The following is a 21622-nucleotide window of genomic DNA, read 5'->3' on the forward strand; positions in this document are numbered from 1 at the left end:
GCTTTTCTAGTTATTTGCGGTTTAACGTTTCTTGCAGACTGAATTCGTTTTTTACCCATTGTTCTGCTTCAAGCCAGTCATAAACGCGTACGACATTCGATGGAACGGTCTCGCGGTTATAAGGTGTATCAAAAAGAATAACGGGAATATCCAGCTCTTCAGCTATTTCTACAGCGTTGTCGTGTTTGTCTTCGAAAAACAAATCCACATTATGACGTTTTGCTGTTTCGATTTTTTTATGAGAACCGATCAATTCAATGTGATCATACGCAATCGCATGTTCTTCAAACCAATTCAACGTAATGTCACGAACATTGTCGCCTCGAGCTGAAATATAATACAGTTCGTATTGGTCTTTCCAGGTGTTTAAAATTTGTTTGGCATGCTCAGAAACAGGAGAAGCCGCATAAATGCGCGGTTCGGAATCCCGGAACCAAGAATAAAATTCACCTTGCGTCAAATGAGGTAGAGCTGCGGTCAAATCATATTCTTTAATATCATCCAAAGTTAATTCACTGTTAAATTGTTCATTTATATGAGGAATCAGTGACGTTGGAGAAGTCACTGTTCCATCAATATCTATTCCGAAACGGTATTTCATCTATTCACAACCTTATACTTGTTGTTCTAATTCTTTTTTCTCCGCTGCTTGCTTTGCAAAATATTCTTCAGCTAACTTGTCGATTTCAACTTTCAATTCTTCGACCATTGTTGCTTCAGGGACTTTGCGGACCGTTTTGCCTTTCATAAACAGCAAGCCTTCTCCGCGAGCACCCGCAATCCCGATATCCGCTTCGCGCGCTTCACCAGGACCGTTCACTGCACAGCCTAGAACGGCTACTTTTAATGGTGCTTTAATATGAGAGATGTATTCTTCTACTTCGTTGGCAATTGTAATCAAGTCAATTTCAATACGTCCGCATGTAGGGCATGAAATAAGTGTTGCTGCGTTTGAAGAAAGACCGAAAATTTTCAGCATTTCACGTGCTACTTTTACTTCTTCAACTGGGTCTGCACTTAACGATACACGAAGTGTATTCCCGATTCCTTTTGCGAACAATGCGCCTAGACCAGCTGCGCTTTTCACTGTCCCTGAGAACAATGTTCCAGATTCAGTAATACCTAAGTGTAGTGGGTAGTCAAAAGCTTTTGAAGCTAGTTCATAAGCTTCAACAGCTAAGCTTACATCTGAAGCTTTTAATGAAACAATAATATCGTGGAAATCCAAGTCTTCTAAAATTTTAATGTGGTGAAGTGCGCTTTCGACCATACCTTCAGCCGTTGGGTAGCCGTATTTCTCTAGAATTTTACGTTCTAGTGATCCAGCGTTAACTCCGATACGAATAGGAATGCCTTTTGCTTTAGCAGCATTTACAACCGCTTCAACTTTTTCGCGACGTCCAATATTCCCTGGATTGATGCGGATTTTGTCTGCACCTTGTTCAATCGCAATTAAAGCTAATTTATAATCAAAATGAATATCTACTACTAAAGGAATGTTAATGCGTGCTTTAATTGCGCCGATTGCATAAGCTGCACGTTCGTCAGGACATGCAACGCGAACAATTTGGCATCCCGCTTCTTCTAAGCGCAAAATTTCAGCGACCGTCGCTTCAACGTCGTGTGTTTTAGTAGTAGCCATACTTTGTATAAATAATTCATTACTGCCGCCAATCGTCAAATCTCCGACTTTTACGGGGCGTGTTTTTGAACGGTGTGTCATTTCGCTCATGAAAAAATCTCTCCTTTTTAGTGGTGGCCTGTTTTACCGGCTCACATATCTTTGTCCTACAAATATCGAATACACCGAAATAGGTAGGCTCTCTTCTATTGCCTATAGCCATTTTAGCAGTGTCGTGCTCAAAAAGACAAGAAAGACGGTTGATTAACACCATAGTTACTAATAAATCGAGCTTAAGCTTCTTTCTTTGATAATGGTGGTTTTTTTGGGTAATAGCCGATTGCCACGTATAAATAGAAGATGGTCAATAAACTAGTAGCTAATGAAACTTTAAAATCGAGGTCAAAAAAACTTAAAACAAACGCCACTAATGTTGGAATGGTTACACTAAGAGCGGTAGTTCGCCATAAATGGCGGTATTCACCTCGACGTTTTCTACTATTCAAAATCAATAAAGCGATCAACGCAAAAAAACTGATTTTGATAAAATGATAAATTGTAGTTGAGACAAATAAGAAAACAAAAGCAAACGGATAAAGAAGCCAATCGATTTCTTCGACAAATTCGATGAGTCCATCTATACTGCTAGAGGCATTACCTAACCCGGTGCTCCATTCAACAAAAGATGCGACTGTTAACAATGATATAAAGACAAAAATAAACTGCATTATTTTCCCAATGCCCATAATTCGGACGGCAGCTTGTTTTTTAGGTTCCATTAAACTCGCTTTAAATAATTGGTATAGGTTCAAGATCATCTTCCTCTCATTTATACCAATAATCGTACCACGTAGATTGTAAAAAAAAATGCCGCTTTGTTACGAGAATGTAAATTTTGTAGAAATATGTTTACAAATTATTAGTAAACTACGCATAATAGGTTAGGTGTGAATATGAAATTTAGGAGTTGAATATGTATCGTGGAAATGAACTGGCAAGAAATCTTCTTTTCCTTTTTTGGTGGATTAGGGATTTTCCTATTTTCAATTAAGTTTATGGGTGATGCTTTACAAAGAGCAGCAGGTGATAAACTGCGTGACATCTTGGATCGTTTTACAACGAATCCGTTCATGGGTGTTCTAGTTGGTATTATCGTGACCATCTTAATTCAATCGAGTTCAGGTACAACTGTAATCGTAGTTGGTTTAGTTAGTGCCGGGTTTATGACATTGAGACAGGCAATCGGCGTTATCATGGGGGCCAATATTGGTACCACTGTAACAGCCTTCATTATCGGTTTAGATGTCGGAGAGTACGCTTTGCCAATTATGGCAGTCGGAGCGGCTATGATTTTCTTTATTAAGAAAAACAAAATCCAAAACATCGGACAAGTCATATTTGGTTTTGGTGGCTTATTCTACGGTATGGAATTAATGAGTGGTGGAATGAAACCGCTACGCGAATTACCAGCTTTTATCGATATGACGGTTAATTTGAGCGAATTCCCGATTTTGGGAGTGTTTGTCGGAACAGTCTTTACGTTGATTGTACAGAGCTCAAGTGGTACTGTAGCAATTCTTCAAGGACTTTACGCTGAAAACATCCTTACGCTTGGCGCATCTCTGCCAGTTCTGTTCGGTGACAATATTGGAACAACCATTACAGCGGTACTTGCAGCACTTGGTACATCGATTGCAGCACGCCGTGCAGCAGCGGTACATGTATTGTTCAATATCGTTGGTTCGGTTATCTTCTTGATCTTATTAATTCCTTTTACAGCGTATGTAGAATGGATTTCAGGAGTCTTATCATTAGAGCCGAAAATGCAAATCGCATTTGCCCACGGTTCATTTAACGTAGTAAACACTATTATTCAATTTCCATTAATAGGTGCATGGGCTTACCTAGTAACGAAAGTCATTCCAGGTGAAGAAGTGTTGGTTGAATTTAAACCAAAACATTTGGATATTCACTTTATCGAACAATCTCCTTCTATTGCGCTTGGCCAGGCAAAAGAAGAAATTTTACGCATGGGTCAATATTCAGTGCAAGGTTTAGAAGAAACGTATAAGTATTTAATGACAAAGAGCAAGAAAAATGCAGAAATGGGTTATCAGTTAGAAGATGCAATCAACAATCTCGATAGCAAAATCACAGATTACCTGGTACTAATTTCAGCAGAGTCTATTTCAACAGCTGATTCAACTCGCCACACAATGTTAATGGAAACAGTTCGTGATATTGAACGAATTGGTGACCATTTTGAAAACATTATCGAGCTAGTTGATTATCAAGAAAACAATAAAGTGAAAATCACGGAAGATGCAATGGAAGATTTAACAGAAATGTTTACATTGACGATTGCAACAGTTCAAAAAGCGCTAAAAGCGTTGGATACAACTAGCCATGAACTAGCTCGTGAAGTAGCAGAGCAAGAAGACTTGATCGACAAAATGGAACGAAAATTCCGTAAAAAACATATTTTGCGCTTGAACGAAGGTTTATGTACTGGACAAGCAGGAATTGTCTTTGTCGACATCGTAAGTAACTTAGAGCGAGTTGGTGACCACGCAGTTAACATTGCAGAAGCAATCTTAGGAAACCGAGCTTAATTAGAAAAGAGAAAGTGCCTGTTCAACTCTGATAGATATAAGCCAGACTAGTAGTGCGGCGTTCTTTGCTGCATAACTAGTCTGGCTTATGACCCGAAGAGCTAGGCACTGGAGTCTAGACAACAAAGCTCTCTTTCATCAAACTTTACATTTTGAAAAATGTAGAGCACGATGGAAGAGAGCTTTTTTTATAGGAGGAGTGCAGATGGAAATCATCGGCTGGATTGTAATCTTGCTATTTTTTATTATTGGATTTATCGGTTTGGTTTACCCAATTATACCCGCTGTCTTATTTATTTTCGGGGGGTTTGTTATGTATGGTTTGTTTTTCAGTTTTAGTGATTTACCCTGGTGGTTTTGGGCAATTCAAAGTCTATTTGTGATTTTATTATTTGGAGCAGATGCACTTGCTAATGCTTTTGGTGTTAAAAAATTCGGAGGATCTAAAGCGGGCCTTTGGGGCAGTACAATCGGTTTGATTGTCGGTCCTTTTGTCATCCCGATTGTTGGTATTTTAATCGGACCATTTATCGGAGCGATTATTGCGGAAATTCTTTTTAATAAATCCACGTTAAAAAAATCATTTCTTTCAGGTGTAGGGTCAGTTGTCGGATTTATCACATCGGTCTTTACAAAAGGTATTATCCAAACAGTCATGATTACTCTTTTCTTTATAACGATTTATTTTAGCGACAAATAGATCAATAAGTGCTCAACCGTAAAATGTTTCGGGCAAAAGACTGAATAACGCCATTAGATGTGCATTTTGTTTGTAACAGTCTGGAAATTTTGATAGGCTAAGAAGGTAGACCCATTAGACTCAAGGAGGAATTTAATTATGGCTTATGAATTACCAGAATTACCTTACGCGTATGACGCACTTGAACCACATATTGACAAAGAAACGATGAACATTCATCACACAAAACACCACAACACGTACATCACAAACGTAAATGCGGCTTTAGAAGGCCACGAAGATCTTGCTTCAAAATCTGTAGAGGAATTAATTGCTGATTTAGATGCAGTTCCTGAATCGATTCGCACAGCTGTCCGTAACAATGGCGGTGGACATGCGAACCACTCATTATTTTGGAAACTATTGTCTCCAAGTGGTGGCGGTAACCCGACAGGCGCATTAGGCGAAGCAATCAATAGTAAGTTCGGAAGCTTTGACGAATTTAAAGAAAAATTCGCTGCTGCTGGAAAAACTCGTTTTGGATCAGGATGGGCTTGGCTTGTTCTTTCTAACGGCGAACTTGAAGTAGTATCAACACCTAACCAAGACTCTCCATTAATGGAAGGCAAAACGCCATTACTTGGTCTTGATGTATGGGAGCACGCTTACTACTTGAAATACCAAAACAAACGTCCAGATTACATCAATGCATTTTGGAACGTTGTAAACTGGGAAGAAGTTTCAAACCGTTACGAAACAGCAAAATAAGACGTCACAATTGAAACTTTGCACACACTTTTTCGTCAGAAAAAGTGTGTGTTTTTTTTATGGGATGATATACTGATAACTGGATATTTTTTGCGAAAGGAGCAAACTGCTCATGAAACCGCCTCAAAAAAGACGCATTTCACTTGCAAGGGTGAAATTGCAGTCGAATACAGTCTTTCGAATGAATGTCCTGTTTTTCACAATCTTCTTATTGTTTTCTTTGTTGATTTTACGTTTAGGTTTTCTTCAAATCGTTAAAGGGGAAGATTATGCGCGTGCAATTGCAAGAACGGAAGAAGTCCCAGTTAATACGAGTGTCCCAAGAGGACGCATTTTTGATAGCGAAGGACGGATTCAAGTTGGCAACAAACCGGTCAATGCCATTACTTACACAGCGATGCAAACGACCAAAAGAGAAGAAATGATGACGGTGGCCCGAGAATTAGCAAAGCTGATCGAAAAAGACGTTAACAAAGTGACGCTCCGGGATAAACAGGATTTTTATATACAATTAAATACAGAAAGCGCCACAAAAAAAGTGACGGATGAAGAAAGAACAGCAATTGCTGCTGAAGACATTACTGAAAAAGAAAAGCAACGCAAACTTGATGCTTTAGTAAGAGAGAAAATCACAGATGAAGAACTCGCAAGTTTATCTGCAGAAGACCTTGAAGTGCTGGCAATTTATCGTGAGATGACTTCAGGATATGCATTGACTCCTCAAATGATCAAAAATGAAGATGTAACGGATGAAGAGTTTGCTCGTGTTTCGGAACGATTGACAGACCCGCAATTAAAAGGCGTTAATACCGTAACCGACTGGAAACGGATTAAATCGAGTGACTTAACCATTTTAGGGAGTACGACGACACCTGAAACAGGAATTCCTGCTACGAGACTGGAGTATTACTTAGCTCGAGATTATTCTCGTAATGATCGTATCGGCATAAGCTTTTTAGAACAACAATACGAAGAATTGTTACAAGGTCAAAAATCGGTCGTTAAAAATATTACCGATGGCCGAGGGAGTGTGATCGAAACAGTTCCTGTTGATGAAGGGAAAGCTGGTAAAGACTTAGTTTTATCCATTGATAGTGAATTGCAAAGTGAACTTGAAAAAATTGTAGAAGATAAATTGCTAGAGCTAAAAAAACGTCCGAATTCAGAATTAGTCAAAGATGCTTACTTAGTGATGATGAATCCGAAGACCGGAGAAGTTTTATCAATGGTAGGCAAACGAATTGGCGAAGATAAAGATGGCAAACAAGTGATTTATGACTATGCATTTGGGACATTTACAGCAGCTCACGAAATGGGTTCAACTGTGAAAGGTGCAACTTTATTAACGGGTTACGCTAAAAATGCAGTGGAACTCAATGAAGTTCAAATTGATGAGCCGCTCAAATTTGCCGGAACCGCGTTAAAAAAATCCATTTTTAACACAGAGCCATTTAATCGAATTCCGATGACAGATTTAATGGCCATTGAACGATCTTCAAACGTTTATATGTTTAAAATAGCGATGAAAATTGCAGGAGTCGAATATCAATACAACCGCGGATTATATGTAGCTCCTGAAACGTTTGAAGAAATGCGTAATTCATATGCACAATTTGGTTTAGGTGTAAAAACTGGCATTGATTTGCCGAATGAAGGAACAGGTTACATGGGAGGAACCGCTCCCGCTACTAAACTACTCGATTTAGCAATTGGTCAATATGATACGTATACACCGATGCAGTTAGCACAATATATTTCAACAATTGCTAATGACGGTTACCGGATGGAACCTCATGTGGTTAAAGAAATTCGAAGTGCGTCAACAGACGGGGTAACACTAGGTCCAATCGAAACAATTATTGAGCCTGAAATTCTAAATCGCATTAATAATACACAAGAAGAAATTGAGCAAGTTCAAACGGGTATGCGCAATGTATACATTGGAAGTTCAGGTTCAGCGCGTGCGCAATTTAGTGATGCCCCTTATACCGCTGCTGGGAAAACCGGAACAGCCGAAGTGTACTTCTACGAAAAAAACCATGAACTAAACGGGGAATATGCAATCAATATTGCGCATGTTGGATATGCCCCTTTTGAAAATCCAGAAATTGCTTATGCAGTCGTCATTCCCTACGTTACGACGGATCCGAAAAATGTTCCGAGAGCGAACAATGAAATTGCACGAGCAGCAGCTGATAAATATTTCGAGTTAAAAAGTAAAGAAGTAGTAGAAGAAAGTAATTTAATAAAACCACCTTATAGTAAAACAGTTGAAGTTGAAGGCGAATAAACGATAGCCCTAAGGAAATTCTCTTTTTGAGAAATTTTCCTTAGGGCTTTTTTATGTTAACTAAGTCATTTACAATTTCTTAACATTGCCTTTATATGTCCTCAACAATCCCTCTATATAGTAGAGAATGTAAACAAACATAAACATATAGGGGGAAACAGCGTAATGAGAAACTGGAAATTCGCAATGGCATCAACAATGATCGGATCGGCTTTAATTTTAGGTGCATGTGGTAGTACGGAAACAGGTACACAAACAGCTGGAGAATCAGGTGTTGAAGGAACTGTGTCTGGTGACGGATCTTCTACAGTAGCGCCGATTATGGAAGGCATTGTTGAAGAATATGCTGGCGTACAACCAGATGTACAAGTAACAGTTGGTACATCAGGAACCGGTGGTGGGTTTGAAAAATTTATCCAAGGTGAAACGGATTTTTCCAATGCTTCTCGACCTATAAAAGAAGAGGAAGCTGCAAGCCTTGAAGAAGCAGGCATTGAATATACAGAATTTGAATTGGCTTATGATGGATTGTCAGTTGTCGTTAGTCAAGAGAACGATTGGGTAGAAGATTTAACAGTAGAAGATTTGAAAAAGTTATGGGTAGAAGATGGTACAACGAAAAAATGGTCAGATATCAATCCGGAATGGCCAGATGAAGAAGTGGTTTTCTACGCACCAGGAACAGATTCAGGCACTTTCGATTACTTTAATGAAGTGATTCTTGAAGAGGAAGATCTGGTTAGCTCAGCAACTTTATCTGAAGACGACAATACATTGGTCCAAGGCATACAAGCAGATCCAAATGCTATCGGATTTTTCGGCTATGCATATTACGTTGCGAACCAAGATACATTAAAAGTTGTATCGATTGATGGTGTCGAGCCTAATAATGAAACGATTGAGTCAGGAGAATATTCGCCTCTGTCACGTCCATTGTTCACATATGCTAGCAATGCTGCACTTACTGACAACGAAGCAGCATATGATTTCATGACGTATGCGATTGAAAATGCAGGAGCTATGGCTGAGGCTGTTGGCTATGTCGCTTTGCCACAAGAGGATTATGACAAAGACTTAGCAGATTTAGAAGCGCTTAAATAATAACAAGGACCAGTCTAGTATAGTCTGAGGGTGAGCAGCCACTGCTCACCTTTTGCGGTTGAAAGGGGATTCTATATGCGACCATCTGTACAAGAAATGATCGCACGTTCAAATGGCAAGAAAAACAAAAAAGTAATTGAGAAGATCATTCCGGTTCTTTTGTTTTTGATTGCCTCAGTTTCGGTTTTAACATCCATTGGAATCGTTGTAACATTAATTGTGGAAACTATCACATTTTTCACACGTGTACCATTTTTTGATTTTATTTTTGGCACCACTTGGTTGCCGTTTTCAAATAAAGATGCCCAGTTTGGCATTTTGCCGTTAATCGTCGGAACATTGAAAGTTACTTTAATCGCAACTATTGTCGCGGTACCAATCGGCATTTCAGCCGCAATTTATTTAAGTGAATATGCCAGCGAAAATGTGCGTCGCATTTTGAAGCCGGTTCTTGAAGTATTGGCAGGCGTACCGACAATTGTTTACGGATTTTTTGCGCTAACATTTGTGACACCGATTCTTCAATCGGTATTTCCAGAAATCAAAATCTTCAATGCGATTTCACCCGGAATTGTTGTAGGAATCATGATTATTCCAATGATTGCTTCTTTATCAGAAGACGCTATGTCTTCTGTGCCGAAAAGCATACGAGAAGGCGCATTGGCAATGGGCTCGACAAAATTTGAGGTAGCTTGGAAAATAACGGTGCCAGCCGCGCTTTCAGGAATCATTGCATCGGTAGTGCTAGCTGTATCGAGAGCAATCGGAGAAACAATGATCGTGTCGCTTGCGGCCGGCTCCACACCAAGATTTGATGGCGACTTTACAGGTTCAATCCAAACAATGACTGCCTATATCGTTCAAGTATCAAAAGGTGATGCTGGATTTGGAACAACGATTTACTACTCCATCTATGCGGTCGGATTTACGCTGTTCGTCTTTACGATGGTTATGAACATCCTCGCCGGCTACGTCTCAAAACGTTTCAGGGAGGAATATTGATATGAGATATATAGAACAACAAGCAGTCGTCAAGCGAATGAATGGAAGATTAATCGCCAACAGCATCTTCAAATATATATTTCTAGCAGCTACTTTAGTGGCATTAGTGGCATTGATTATTTTGCTTTACCGGATTGTTTCGCAAGGAATGGGACATTTATCCATTGAATTTTTAACCAACTTTGCTTCACGTTTCCCAGAAAAAGCCGGAATTAAAGCAGCCCTTGTCGGTTCGTTATGGCTGATGCTGGTTGTTGCACCGACTTCAATCATTTTGGGTGTCGGTTCAGCCATTTACTTAGAGGAATATGCCAAGCAAAACCGCATTACCACATTTATCCGCATGAACATTTCTAATTTGGCGGGTGTCCCATCTGTAGTGTTTGGCTTACTGGGGTTAACGATATTTGTACGGGCAATGGCTTTAGGAAATAGTATTTTAGCAGCAGGCTTTACAATGAGTTTATTGATTTTACCGGTTATCGTTGTTGCTTCACAAGAAGCAATCCGTTCAGTTCCCGGTGAACTTCGTGACGCTTCATTCGGCATGGGGGCCACCAAGTGGCAGACAATCGTCAAAATTATTTTGCCCGCGGCTATTCCGGGTATTTTAACGGGCAGTATTTTAGCACTGTCACGTGCCATTGGAGAAACAGCACCATTGATAGTCATTGGAGTGCCTGTTATCATTCAGTTCTTACCAGCTGGTGTGATGGACACATTTACCGCTTTGCCGATGCAAATTTACGATTGGTCAAGCCGTCCGCAACCGGAGTTTCAAAATGTGGCAGCCGCAGGAATCATGGTATTGATGGCAGTCCTGCTATTCATGAATTCTATCGCAGTCATTATTCGCAACAAATTCGATAAACGCTATTAACGCTAATTATGTGGAAGGGGTTCTGCAAATGACCACCATCGTTACAAAAAAAGCAATAACTGAAGAACTAGTAAATGATTCAGCTAAAAAAGCTGTCTACGAAACAAACCAGCTTAACCTTTGGTACGGTGCAAACCATGCATTGAAGAATATTGATCTAGAAATAATGGAAAACGAAGTAACAGCGATCATTGGACCTTCAGGATGCGGCAAATCGACTTATCTGAAGACCTTGAATCGCATGGTTGAATTGGTGCCTTCAGTAAAAACTTCAGGAGAAATTCTATACAGAGGACGCAATATTTTCGATCACGATTATGGTGTGGAAGAATTGCGGACTCGTGTAGGGATGGTCTTTCAAAAACCAAATCCATTCCCGAAATCGATATATGATAATATTGCTTACGGACCACGTATCCACGGCATTAAAAACAAGAAAATTCTTGATGAAATTGTTGAAAAAAGTTTGCGCGGAGCAGCTATTTGGGAAGAAGTAAAAGATCGTTTGAACGAAAATGCTTATAGCATCTCGGGTGGGCAGCAACAACGGATCTGTATCGCTCGTGCACTTGCAATCGAACCTGATGTTATTTTGATGGATGAACCAACATCAGCACTTGATCCAATTTCGACATTGAAAGTTGAAGAATTGGTTCAGGAACTGAAAAAAGACTATAGCATCATCATCGTCACGCACAATATGCAACAAGCTGCACGGATTTCAGATAAAACAGCATTTTTCCTAAACGGAGAAGTAATCGAGTTTGATCAAACCGATACCATATTTTCAAATCCTTCCGATAAACGTACGGAAGATTATATTTCAGGCAGATTTGGATAACCAAGGAGGCGAATGGTTTGTCATTACGTGAAAAATTTGAATTTGAATTAAATTCCGCTCAAGAGGAATTGATTACATTAAGTACAATGGCAGTAAATGCGTTGAACAAATCAATGGAAGCACTTGTTACACAAGATGTGGACGCGGCACTTGAAGTGATTGAAGATGATCAAGGCATCAATCAGCTAGAAGAATTTATCAATGACCGGGTCATCCTGTTAATTGCTAAACAATCGCCGGTCGCCACTGATTTGAGACGTTTGATTGTAACGATAAAAGTAGCGTCGGATATGGAACGGGTTGGAGATTATGCAGTTAATATCGCTAAAGAGACAATCCGCATAGGGAATCAGGAATTATTACCTCAAATCGAACAAATTCAGCAAATGCAAAAATTGGCTGTTGCCATGTTGCACCAAGTAATCGAAGCTTTTGTAGAAGAAGATATTGTCAAAGCAAAAGAAATTGCAGAACTCGACGATCAAGTCGACGATTTATATGGCGATGTCATCCGTAAACTGATTCAAGCAGGTGGAGAAAACCCAGACAAGCTTGGTCAAATTACACAATTGGCTTTTATCAGTCGTTATATGGAACGTTCTGCTGACCATGCCACTAATATTGCTGAACAATTATTTTACTTAGTGCGTGGTCGTCACTATGATTTAAATAAATAATGTGATGCAATAATTTATGAAAATACTTTGCCGGGAGCGAAAAGCTACCGGTCTTTCTTTTTATTTGGAAAGGTTCAATATTATTGGAGTTTTACAGTAGACTTTATGGTGAAATATGCTATAATAATTAAGTCGTATAGATCACGCTTATTTACAAATGATCTTTGAAAGAATTAGGAGGGATACCGATGCGTGTTAACATCACTTTAGCTTGTACAGAATGTAGCGAACGTAACTACAGCACTGTTAAAAATAAGCGCAACAACCCTGAGCGTCTTGAAATGAAAAAATATTGCTCACGTGAAAAGAAAATGACAGTACACCGTGAAACGAAGTAATTCATTGATTGCCAAAACCTAATATGGGTTTTGGCTTTTTTCTTTTTAAAGGAGAAGATATGGATATGGATAAAAAAACTCAACGCAATCATGTACTGGCAATGCTTAGTCAAATGACAGCCGATCAATATAACAGTAAATCGCAAGCAGTTATCAATCGTTTAATGAAAGATCCTGCTTTTTTATCAGCAGAAACAGTTGGTTTAACAATATCTGCATTTCCTGAAGTGGACACATTAGCTTTAATAGATAAATGTTGGATGGTAGGTAAAAAAATAGCTATACCCAAATGTCATTCGGCAAGTCGCGTTATGGACTTCCGAATAATTGAGCATTTTGATCAACTAGAAACTGTTTACATGAAATTGAAAGAACCGATTGTCACAAAGACATCATACATAAAACCTGAAAAAATCGACTTGTTAATCGTACCAGGTGTGGTTTTTTCAAAACAAGGATTTAGAATTGGATTTGGCGGAGGCTATTATGATCGCTTTTTAGCAAACTACACGGGGGATACGCGTTCTGTGGCTTTTGATTGTCAAATTGCTGAAGAGATTCCAGTAGAAGAACATGATTTGCCGGTTGAAGGCATTTACACAGAAAGTGGTTTTATCGATTTAAAGGCGGTGGACAAATGAAAAACCTATATGATGTTATGCAATTATTAAAGCGCTATGGCACAGTTATTTATACAGCTGATTACAGTGCCGATCTTGGGTTAATTGAAGAAGAAATTAAAGAGTTGTACCGCCTGCAATTTATTACAGCAAAAGAATATGCGACAGCCATGCTCATTTTGCGCCACAAAAAATCCGAATACGATAAAAAATAAATTCGTTTTGCGAAACTTTAAATTGTTTCATTCGTCTAAAATAAGGGTAATTACTTAAATTGACCGTAATAATCTTTTATACTGAACTATTATGATAAACTTGAAAAATAAAAGAATAGGAGGATGTCTAGGAATGTTGAAAAAAGAATGGCCAAAACATATAGTCCTGGCAATTGCCATCATCGCCACTTGGCTAAAAACATATATCGTTTACAAAACAAGTTTTTCAATTACCATTGAAAACTTATTACAAGAATTTATTTTGTTTATTAATCCGTTAAGCATGCTGTTATTTATTTACGGAGTTTCATTGTTCTTTAAAAGTGACAAAGTCAAAAATGCCTATTTACTATCGGTAGCAGTTATTACATCAATCGTTCTTTACGGGAACGTTGCATTTTACCGATTTTTCAATGACTTTATCACTTTACCTGTATTGTTCCAAACCGATAACTTCGGAGATTTGGGATCTAGTGCAGCAGCTAGTGTGTTTTGGACAGACCTTTTTTACTTTTCAGATGTCTTGATTATTCTGCTGGCAATTAAATTTATTAAACTAAAACCGAGTAAAGTTGGATCTCAATCTGTTCAACGCAAAGCTTATTATATTTTGGCGTTAGCAGTGCTGTTCTTCAATCTAGGGCTTGCAGAAGCAGAACGACCACAATTATTAACGCGCAGCTTTGACCGTGAGATGTTAGTGAAAAACTTAGGTATGTACAATTATCATTTATACGATATTTACATTCAGTCAAAGTCACAAGCGCAACGCGCATTAGCAGATGGCTCTGAGTTGGTTGAAGCGAACAGTTACGTGCGTGCTAACCAAATTGAACCTTCTGCAGAAATGAAGGGAATTGCTGAAGGGCGTAACTTGATTGTTGTGACTTTGGAATCTTTGCAGAGTTTTGTGATAAACGAAGAAATGAACGGGCAAACCATTACACCGTTTATGAACTCGTTAACAGAAGATGAAGACACCATTTATTTTGAAAACTTCTATCATCAAACGGGATTAGGCAAAACTTCTGATTCGGAATTTTTGCTTGAAAACTCACTTTATCCGTTAAGTGGCGGAGCGGTATTCTTTACGCATAGCGGAAACACATTCAACTCAATGGCAGAAAGCCTCGGTGATGAAGGCTATGCGACAAACGTTCAACATGCTAACACAAAGAGCTTCTGGAATCGCGACATCATGTATGAATCATTAAACATCGACGAATTTTATGATGTGGAAAGCTTTGAAGTGGACGAAGGCCAAGCAGTCAATTGGGGCATGAAAGATGTGCCGTTTATGGAACAGTCTGTCGAGCACATGACTGAAATGCCACAACCTTTTTATAGTCGTTTATTAACATTAACAAATCATCATCCGTTTACATTGGATGAAGAAGATAAGTTAATTGATGAATACGATTCAAATTCAGGAACGTTAAATCGTTATTTCCAAACATCGCGTTATTTAGACGAAGCGGTAAAAACTCTTTTTGATGAATTAAAAGAACAAGGCTTATACGAAAACTCGATTATTGTGATGTACGGTGACCATTACGGAATATCTGAAAATCATAACGAGGCCATGTCTCAATATCTTGGTGAAGAAGTAACGCCATTTACGTCTGCTGAATTGCAGAAAGTTCCTTTCTTTGTTCATATTCCAGGGTATGGTAAAGGATATGTGGATGACGAAGTGGGCGGACAAATCGATATGCGTCCAACGATCATGAACTTGCTGAACATCGATACTTCAAAAGATATTCAATTTGGTGGCGATCTTTTCTCAGAAGAACATGAAGAATTAGCGATTTTCCGTGACGGACGTTTTGTTACAGACGAAGTAGTTTATGCAGGAAATGTTTGTTATGACAAGGAAACAGGTGAACCGACCGAACAAGAACTGTGCGCTCCATTTATTGAGCAGGCATTTACAGAACTTGAATATTCCGAGTCGATTATTAACGGAGATTTATTGCGTTTTTACGATGAAGAAGATGGTCAATTGACAACAATTCCTGATGTCGAATTAAAACAATAAGCAAAAGGAGAGTGCATCACGCGCTCTCCTTTTTTCATGCAATAAAAAAAGCCGATGCAGTATGCATCAGCTTTTTTTAGATTAATGTAGGCTTGGTGGATAACCTTGTGTGATAAGTGTTGCGATCGCAAACCCGCCAAAAATCACAAAAGTTCCAAAGTTAAAAAGGAAACCTAGAACTTCTTTGTTTTTAAGCGTTTGTACAGTGCCGATTGCTGCAAGAATTGCAATAAGTCCAAATATAACCACTAACATCCAACTCATCGATGACACTCCCTTCAACTTAAACAGCCAGTGCCGCTTTGTTCTCTTTATATTGTAAAGATATTCCGCTGTTTTGTCGAGGACAAAAAGTGTCAGTATCTTGACAGTCTACTAAGTATGGCATGTTATAATCGGAAAGAGGTGAAAGAGATGTTAAAAATCGATCAACTAGAGTTAGGTCCTATTCAAACAAATTGTTACATCATTTCCGATGATCAGAAAAACTGTCTGATTTTTGATCCGGGTGAAGAAAGTAAGAAGATAGAAGCATTGGTGAAAAAGAAAAACTTGAAACCGATTGCTATTTTATTAACGCATGCGCATTTTGATCATATTGGTGCAGTCGATGACATAAGAGAGCGTTATTCTGTCCCTGTTTATTTGCATCATTTAGAAAAAGACTGGTTAAGCCGCCCGAACTTAAACGGCTCAGGAAAATATGCGACATTGCCTGATTACCGAATGAAAGATGCAGATGTCTTGTTAACTGATGAAAAGACGTTAGAAATTGGGTCGTTCAAAATGGATATTTTCCATACACCCGGACACTCTCCAGGTAGCGTCAGTTTCTCGTTTGGTAAGGAAGGCTTTGCGATTGTTGGCGATGTCATTTTCCGTGGAAGTATTGGCCGTACAGACTTGATAGATGGCTCTGAGAAACGGCTTCTACAGTCTATAGAAGAGTCGATATTGCCACTTCCTAAGCATATGATTCTATACCCGGGACATGGCCCTGAAACAACACCAGATCAAGAATTAAACAGCAATCCGTTTCTGAAGGTCTTTAAACAGTAATAACTTTAGAACAAAATAAAAAAACAAACGGTGTATCGGGAAACCCGATACACCGTTTGTTTTTTTATACGCATTGATTAATGTCCAGCACCAGGAACGTGGATGAACGTAGAGTAATAAGTGAAGCCTACGAAAAATACTGTTAAATAGGCGCCAAAAATATACAAATACATACGTTCAGAAATATTTAAAAATCCAAGAAGAACAAAAAATCCGGTGTTAGCGACCATTAATAATGATACTTCAACCATATCGCCTACATAAAAGAGAACTGCAAATATTCCAGTCCACCATCCCATTAATTTGAACATATTATTCATGGGTAATCCCTCCTTTGCCACAACACAATAATCTCTTGTTTATTATATAGGAAACAGAGTGAATGTGTAAACAACGAGTTGGTCTTTCTTTGTGACAAACAAGTGTACGACAAAGAATGCTGAATGGATTCCCTAGTTCACTGAAAATCTTCTAGGCAAAGAAAAATATAGCAACCTTCAAATTTGAGATTCGGCTTGATATTGACGTTCAAAAAATTATTTTGGCAAAAATTATTTCTTTTTCAAAAAGAGCTAGCTATACTATGGGAGAACAAAGAGGCGGCCTTTGTTCAAGTCAAAACTGGAGGTGGATATGCAATCAATTATTGAGCGCCGCTGTGTGGACCTCTTGCATGATGCGGCAGAAAATGGCACAACAGACATCCACATCAAACCCGAACCATCCTGCTATACCGTTGCTTATCGCTCGTTCCAAAACTTGCGACAAGTTAAACAACTCCCCTTTGATCTAGGTGATCGCATGATTGCTTATTTCAAATACCTATCCCTTTTAGATACGAGTGAGAAGCGAAAACCCCAAACCGGTTCTTTCCAGCTTACCATCAACAACTTATCCCATTATTTTCGAATTTCAACTTTGCCCTCAGTATTAACAAAAGAAAGCATGGTCATCCGGATTATGCCTGATGATACCGCACAATCAATTTATCAATTGGCAGCGTTTCGAGACTCGGCTCGGCTTTTGGAAAAATTGTCTGAAGCATCTCAAGGACTCATTTTGTTTACGGGTCCTACCGGTTGTGGGAAATCAACAACTTTGTATTCGTTGTTAAAGCATTGTTCCGAAAAGCTAAATCGAAACATTATTACACTTGAAGATCCTGTAGAACGTAAAAACCAAGCGATTTTACAAATTCAAGTAAATGAAAAAGCCGGACTTAGTTATTCAACAGGCTTAAAAGCCATTTTGCGACACGATCCTGATATTATCATGATCGGTGAAATCCGTGATGCAGAAACAGCTCAAATCGCTGTGCGTGCTGCATTGACTGGACATTTAGTGTTTTCTACGATACATGCTAGACATTCTGTTGGCTGTTTGCATCGCTTAAATGATTTAGGTGTATCTTTTGAAGACATGTCCCAAACCTTAGTAGCCATTTCTGCGCAAAAAATTATTCCGCTGTTTTTAGATGTTGAACAAAAACAGCCTAGCCACCGCGCGCTTTATGAAATTCTTGACGGTGAACGGCTAGAAGAGGCGTTAATGTCAGCTCAACAGAAAAAAATATACACATTGCCAAGTCATTTGTCCTTTGCTGGTCAAGTTCGGGAAGGAGTGAAAATTGGTGCGATTGAGCCTTCCTATGCGTTTAGACAAGATCCGTCTTCGTGACCACGAACAATTTCTGACACGCTTAGCTGTGTTAATGAAAGAAGGGTATTTGTTGCCAGTGGCGTTGAATTTATTATTACCAATGCATACTTCTAAGCTAGAAGAATCTTTAGTTGGCATAACGACTATTTTAAAAGAAGGAGGAAATGCAGCGGAAATACTGAAATTTTTAGGGTTTAAAGAGCATGTGTTATTTCCAGTTGAAATTGCTGAATCTCACGGAAGATTGGCAGAATCGATTGATAGCATTGGCAAAAGTTTTGCGCGAACAGAACGCGTACAAAAAAAGTTGAAAAATATTTTAATTTACCCAGTATCTTTATTAATTTTCACCTCTATCTTATTTTTGTTTTTTCGTACAAGCTATGTGCCAAATTTAACGGAAATGATGAATTCGATGCAAACTGGAGAAGAAGCTTCGGGTGTGCCCGCTTATTTATTAAGTTTGCCAGATTTTTTTATCGCTTTTTTTGCATGTGTCGCTTTGTCAGTGTACGTATTCAGTCAACTATTAAAACAACAAGCAGTCGAGCGACAAATCACTTGGCTCTTGTCGATCCCGGTCATTCGACGCTTTATGAAACTGTACTGGTCGCATTTACTTGCACGTGAACTTGGTACTTTATTGCATAGTGGCATTTCGATGCAAGAATCCCTCGATTTGTTGCAACGCCAAAATTATCATAAAATTATTCAGTTTATGGCGCATGTGTCTCATGAAGAATTGATGATGGGACAGAGTTTTTCTAGGTCGCTCGAACATGTTGCGTTTGTCTCTAAAGACATGCCCGCTTTTGTGCAACATGGTGAAATGACGGGATTTTTAGGCAAAGAGCTCATTCTTTATAGTGAAGTATTAATGGAACAAATTGAGCAACACACGCAGCAATTGCTACGTATTATCCAACCGAGTTTTTTTATTATGATCGCTATTTGCATTGTCGGTGCATATTTAGCGATTTTAATGCCGATGTATAACTTAGTCCATACCATTTAAGGAGGAAGAACATGCGCTTATTAAAAAACCAAAAAGGATTTACATTGATCGAAATGCTAATTGTTATGCTAATTATTACCGTCTTAATTGCGATCGCAATACCAAATGTGACAAAACAGTCGACTGCAGTAGAAGACAAAGGTTGTAAAGCTTTTGTGCAAATGGTTCAAGGACAAGTAGAGTCGTACCGAATGGATAACAAAGCGGTCCCTACTTTGGTAAATCTTACGGATGAAGGCTATTTGAAAACTGGTGAAACAAATTGTCCAAACGGAGATATAGTGACCATTTCTACTGTTGGAGTCGTTAGTTCTGCAAAACCTTAATGAAAAAGGATTTACGTTGTTGGAAATGTTGCTAGTACTTGCTGTACTAGTAACAATTTCTGCAATTTCAATTTCGGGCTATCGTTCTTTCACAGTACAAAAAGAAGAGCAGCGTTTTTTTGAAGTTCTCCACCAAGATATTTATTTTGCGCAAAGTCAAAGTTATTCGTTAAACAAGACAGCGAAAATAATATTTCGAGAAAGCAAAGGAACGTATGAAATCTTTACAGACATTCAGTCGGTTGCTGTTTCCCGTAAATTGCCGCAATCGGTTCAATTGAAGAAAACAAGTAACTTAAGTGAAATTTACTTTAATTCTAACGGTACCGTGGTCGAGTCGGGTACTTTCCGGTTTTCGACAACGAGTGGTGAAAAAACCTTAGTTGTTCACCTCGGAGGAGGGAGAGTGGTGTTTTCTGAATGAGCGAGGAATATCGTGGGCAGAAACGATGGTGAGTTTGTGTATGGTATTTATTTTATTCGGCAGTTTATTGCCGGTGATGATCGGCATTCAACAGAGCCTTCAAGTAAAAAAAGAACGAGTTAGCGCATTTGAAACTTTGCATGAAGCGGCACGAGAAATAAGTGCCACTGGAAAGCTGCAAGGGCAGCGACAGGTCAATAATATATTCTATAGTTGGAAAATGGAAGAGCAGCTTTGTGTTGAATATGTAGATTATAAAGAACAGCGGCGTCGTATATGCATCGAGTAAGAAAGTTAGATGAAAAAGGGTTTTCTTTTTTGACATCAATTTTTGATTTACTGGTGTTAATGACGTTGCTGCCGTTAATTGTTTTGTTTTTTAGTTTTGCAATCAATTTTAAACAAGACTTAGACCCTCACCGGGCAGAGTGGCAATTGTTCGTCATTGATTTGCAGAGCTACTTGCATCGCAGTGACTCGGTTGAAATCATAAATGGAGGAAGCGGGATTCGTGTTGTTCAAAGAGGAGAAGAAATTGACATCGAACTTTACACAGATATGATGCGCAAGCAAAAAAGTAGGAAAGGACATGAAGTGATGTTAACTCGTGTAAGTAAATGTAGTTTTGTGTTAGAAGGCGATATATTGACAATCCGAACGAAATTTTCTACAGGTAATATAGAAGAGGCAGAATATGTTTTTACGAAACCATCTGGATGAAAAAGGTGCTATTTATCCGATCGCTATTGTGTTTTTTATGTCCGCTCTCCTGATGCTATCCCACTCTTTGATGCTTTATTCGATTCAATATAAAACGTATGATGGTTTGGAAAATACGCATAGACATGCTACGATACTATTACTGATAGAAATAGAGCAAAAATAAATACCTGAGTAGAGGTAAGTATCGGGTGGTAGGATGAACAGAATATATTTGATTGGATTCATGGGCTGCGGAAAAAGCGCGGTCGGCAGAAGGTTAAGTTTTCTGCTGAAACTGCCCTTCTATGACATGGACAAAGAGATTGTTCGTCAGACAGGGAAGACGATACCTGAAATTTTTGAGCAGCATGGCGAAAAATATTTTAGGGATTTAGAAACGCAGTTTTTGCAAAATTTTAAAAATGATTATTGCATCATCTCAACAGGTGGTGGTGTTACCATGCGGAAAGAAAACCGGAAAATCATGAGAAATACAGGTTTGGTGATGTTTTTAGATGCACCATTCCGGGAAATTTGGCGAAGGATTCACCGGGATCCCAATCGTCCGATTGTCCGTCAATCGACTCGTGAAGAAATTGAAGCGTTGCATAAAGCACGCTACCGGGATTATAAACAAACGGCACATATTACGATTCGTACCGAATTCCGTACTTTACGGCAAATTACACAATATGCGGCATTTCAAGTGAATCGTCTAAAAAGCGAACGTTTTGATTTTAATTAATCAATTCGTT

26 protein-coding genes are annotated in these 21622 nt (G+C 38.8%); 21 read left to right on the forward strand and 5 right to left on the reverse strand.

Annotated features, from left to right (window positions below; all coding sequences use genetic code 11):
* Positions 1-10: 10 nt before the first annotated feature.
* From BBI08_RS07550 to BBI08_RS07560, 3 genes are all read right to left on the reverse strand, one after another.
* Positions 11-601 carry a hypothetical protein gene (locus BBI08_RS07550; protein WP_008499021.1) on the reverse strand — a complete coding sequence of 197 codons (591 nt, stop codon included), beginning with the start codon at positions 599-601 and terminating at the stop codon, positions 11-13.
* Between the two features lie 12 nt (positions 602-613).
* The gene (gene ispG, locus BBI08_RS07555; RefSeq protein ID WP_065527923.1) at positions 614-1732 is read right to left on the reverse strand and encodes a flavodoxin-dependent (E)-4-hydroxy-3-methylbut-2-enyl-diphosphate synthase; all 1119 of its coding nucleotides are present in this window, start codon (positions 1730-1732) and stop codon (positions 614-616) included.
* A 182-nt stretch (positions 1733-1914) separates the two neighbouring features.
* Entirely contained in the window at positions 1915-2400 is a 486-nt protein-coding gene (locus tag BBI08_RS07560) for a DUF1189 family protein (RefSeq protein WP_237146581.1), read from the reverse strand.
* Between the two features lie 201 nt (positions 2401-2601).
* Here BBI08_RS07560 and BBI08_RS07565 point away from each other — a divergent pair, with 201 nt between their 5' ends.
* The 13 genes from BBI08_RS07565 to BBI08_RS07625 all read left to right on the forward strand — a co-directional run bounded on the left by BBI08_RS07565 (position 2602) and on the right by BBI08_RS07625 (position 15682).
* Positions 2602-4233 (forward strand): Na/Pi cotransporter family protein, encoded by a 1632-nt coding sequence (locus BBI08_RS07565; RefSeq protein WP_065527924.1) that lies wholly within the window; start codon positions 2602-2604, stop codon positions 4231-4233.
* Between the two features lie 205 nt (positions 4234-4438).
* Complete coding sequence (locus tag BBI08_RS07570) at positions 4439-4933, forward strand: DUF456 domain-containing protein (protein WP_008499024.1); 495 nt, start codon at positions 4439-4441, stop codon at positions 4931-4933.
* Between the two features lie 138 nt (positions 4934-5071).
* Complete coding sequence (gene sodA, locus BBI08_RS07575; RefSeq protein WP_008431659.1) at positions 5072-5680, forward strand: superoxide dismutase SodA; 609 nt, start codon at positions 5072-5074, stop codon at positions 5678-5680.
* 112 nt (positions 5681-5792) lie between these two features.
* Complete coding sequence (locus BBI08_RS07580) at positions 5793-7970, forward strand: peptidoglycan D,D-transpeptidase FtsI family protein (RefSeq protein WP_008499025.1); 2178 nt, start codon at positions 5793-5795, stop codon at positions 7968-7970.
* Positions 7971-8135: 165 nt separating this feature from the next.
* Positions 8136-9071, forward strand: coding sequence for a PstS family phosphate ABC transporter substrate-binding protein (locus tag BBI08_RS07585; protein WP_008499026.1), 936 nt, complete (start codon positions 8136-8138; stop codon positions 9069-9071).
* 75 nt (positions 9072-9146) lie between these two features.
* Positions 9147-10073, forward strand: coding sequence for a phosphate ABC transporter permease subunit PstC (gene pstC, locus BBI08_RS07590; RefSeq protein WP_065527925.1), 927 nt, complete (start codon positions 9147-9149; stop codon positions 10071-10073).
* Between the two features lies 1 nt (position 10074).
* Complete coding sequence (gene pstA / locus BBI08_RS07595) at positions 10075-10953, forward strand: phosphate ABC transporter permease PstA (RefSeq protein ID WP_008499028.1); 879 nt, start codon at positions 10075-10077, stop codon at positions 10951-10953.
* A gap of 28 nt (positions 10954-10981) precedes the next feature.
* On the forward strand, positions 10982-11794 hold the full coding sequence (gene pstB, locus BBI08_RS07600; protein ID WP_008499029.1) for a phosphate ABC transporter ATP-binding protein PstB: 813 nt from the start codon (positions 10982-10984) through the stop codon (positions 11792-11794).
* Between the two features lie 17 nt (positions 11795-11811).
* Positions 11812-12471 carry a phosphate signaling complex protein PhoU gene (gene phoU, locus BBI08_RS07605; RefSeq protein ID WP_008499030.1) on the forward strand — a complete coding sequence of 220 codons (660 nt, stop codon included), beginning with the start codon at positions 11812-11814 and terminating at the stop codon, positions 12469-12471.
* A 188-nt stretch (positions 12472-12659) separates the two neighbouring features.
* Entirely contained in the window at positions 12660-12809 is a 150-nt protein-coding gene (rpmG, locus tag BBI08_RS07610; protein ID WP_006830468.1) for a 50S ribosomal protein L33, read from the forward strand.
* Positions 12810-12874: 65 nt separating this feature from the next.
* Positions 12875-13450, forward strand: coding sequence for a 5-formyltetrahydrofolate cyclo-ligase (locus BBI08_RS07615; RefSeq protein ID WP_040851252.1), 576 nt, complete (start codon positions 12875-12877; stop codon positions 13448-13450).
* Complete coding sequence (locus BBI08_RS07620; RefSeq protein WP_008499032.1) at positions 13447-13644, forward strand: YqgQ family protein; 198 nt, start codon at positions 13447-13449, stop codon at positions 13642-13644. Before BBI08_RS07615 ends, BBI08_RS07620 begins: the two co-directional genes overlap by 4 nt.
* 133 nt (positions 13645-13777) lie before the next feature.
* Positions 13778-15682 carry an LTA synthase family protein gene (locus BBI08_RS07625; RefSeq protein ID WP_008499034.1) on the forward strand — a complete coding sequence of 635 codons (1905 nt, stop codon included), beginning with the start codon at positions 13778-13780 and terminating at the stop codon, positions 15680-15682.
* 81 nt (positions 15683-15763) lie between these two features.
* On the opposite strand, the gene BBI08_RS07630 is transcribed toward BBI08_RS07625, so the two are convergent.
* Positions 15764-15946: a DUF2759 domain-containing protein gene (locus BBI08_RS07630; protein WP_008499035.1), complete on the reverse strand. Its 183-nt coding sequence runs from the start codon at positions 15944-15946 to the stop codon at positions 15764-15766.
* A gap of 150 nt (positions 15947-16096) precedes the next feature.
* Here BBI08_RS07630 and BBI08_RS07635 point away from each other — a divergent pair, with 150 nt between their 5' ends.
* A complete protein-coding gene (locus BBI08_RS07635; RefSeq protein ID WP_008499036.1) occupies positions 16097-16741 on the forward strand; it encodes an MBL fold metallo-hydrolase in 645 nt (214 codons plus the stop codon).
* A gap of 77 nt (positions 16742-16818) precedes the next feature.
* Here BBI08_RS07635 and BBI08_RS07640 read toward each other — a convergent pair whose 3' ends face one another.
* Positions 16819-17061 (reverse strand): DUF2626 domain-containing protein, encoded by a 243-nt coding sequence (locus BBI08_RS07640; RefSeq protein ID WP_006830462.1) that lies wholly within the window; start codon positions 17059-17061, stop codon positions 16819-16821.
* A gap of 313 nt (positions 17062-17374) precedes the next feature.
* Between BBI08_RS07640 and comGA the strand changes: the two genes are divergently transcribed.
* The 7 genes from comGA to BBI08_RS07680 all read left to right on the forward strand — a co-directional run bounded on the left by comGA (position 17375) and on the right by BBI08_RS07680 (position 21612).
* Positions 17375-18418: a competence type IV pilus ATPase ComGA gene (comGA, locus tag BBI08_RS07645; RefSeq protein WP_040851255.1), complete on the forward strand. Its 1044-nt coding sequence runs from the start codon at positions 17375-17377 to the stop codon at positions 18416-18418.
* A complete protein-coding gene (gene comGB / locus BBI08_RS07650; RefSeq protein ID WP_237146582.1) occupies positions 18390-19415 on the forward strand; it encodes a competence type IV pilus assembly protein ComGB in 1026 nt (341 codons plus the stop codon). Before comGA ends, comGB begins: the two co-directional genes overlap by 29 nt.
* 11 nt (positions 19416-19426) lie before the next feature.
* The gene (gene comGC, locus BBI08_RS07655) at positions 19427-19741 is read left to right on the forward strand and encodes a competence type IV pilus major pilin ComGC (protein ID WP_065527927.1); all 315 of its coding nucleotides are present in this window, start codon (positions 19427-19429) and stop codon (positions 19739-19741) included.
* Positions 19713-20165: a competence type IV pilus minor pilin ComGD gene (comGD, locus tag BBI08_RS07660; protein WP_082226479.1), complete on the forward strand. Its 453-nt coding sequence runs from the start codon at positions 19713-19715 to the stop codon at positions 20163-20165. Before comGC ends, comGD begins: the two co-directional genes overlap by 29 nt.
* 40 nt (positions 20166-20205) lie before the next feature.
* Positions 20206-20454: a hypothetical protein gene (locus BBI08_RS07665; protein WP_065527928.1), complete on the forward strand. Its 249-nt coding sequence runs from the start codon at positions 20206-20208 to the stop codon at positions 20452-20454.
* Positions 20442-20885 (forward strand): competence type IV pilus minor pilin ComGF, encoded by a 444-nt coding sequence (comGF, locus tag BBI08_RS07670; protein ID WP_065527929.1) that lies wholly within the window; start codon positions 20442-20444, stop codon positions 20883-20885. The genes BBI08_RS07665 and comGF overlap by 13 nt, the downstream gene beginning before the upstream one ends.
* A 199-nt stretch (positions 20886-21084) precedes the next feature.
* Positions 21085-21612: a shikimate kinase gene (locus BBI08_RS07680; RefSeq protein WP_039862982.1), complete on the forward strand. Its 528-nt coding sequence runs from the start codon at positions 21085-21087 to the stop codon at positions 21610-21612.
* Positions 21613-21622: the final 10 nt, after the last annotated feature.

The sequence above is a fragment of the Planococcus halocryophilus genome, assembly GCF_001687585.2.
GTDB lineage: Bacteria > Bacillota > Bacilli > Bacillales_A > Planococcaceae > Planococcus > Planococcus halocryophilus.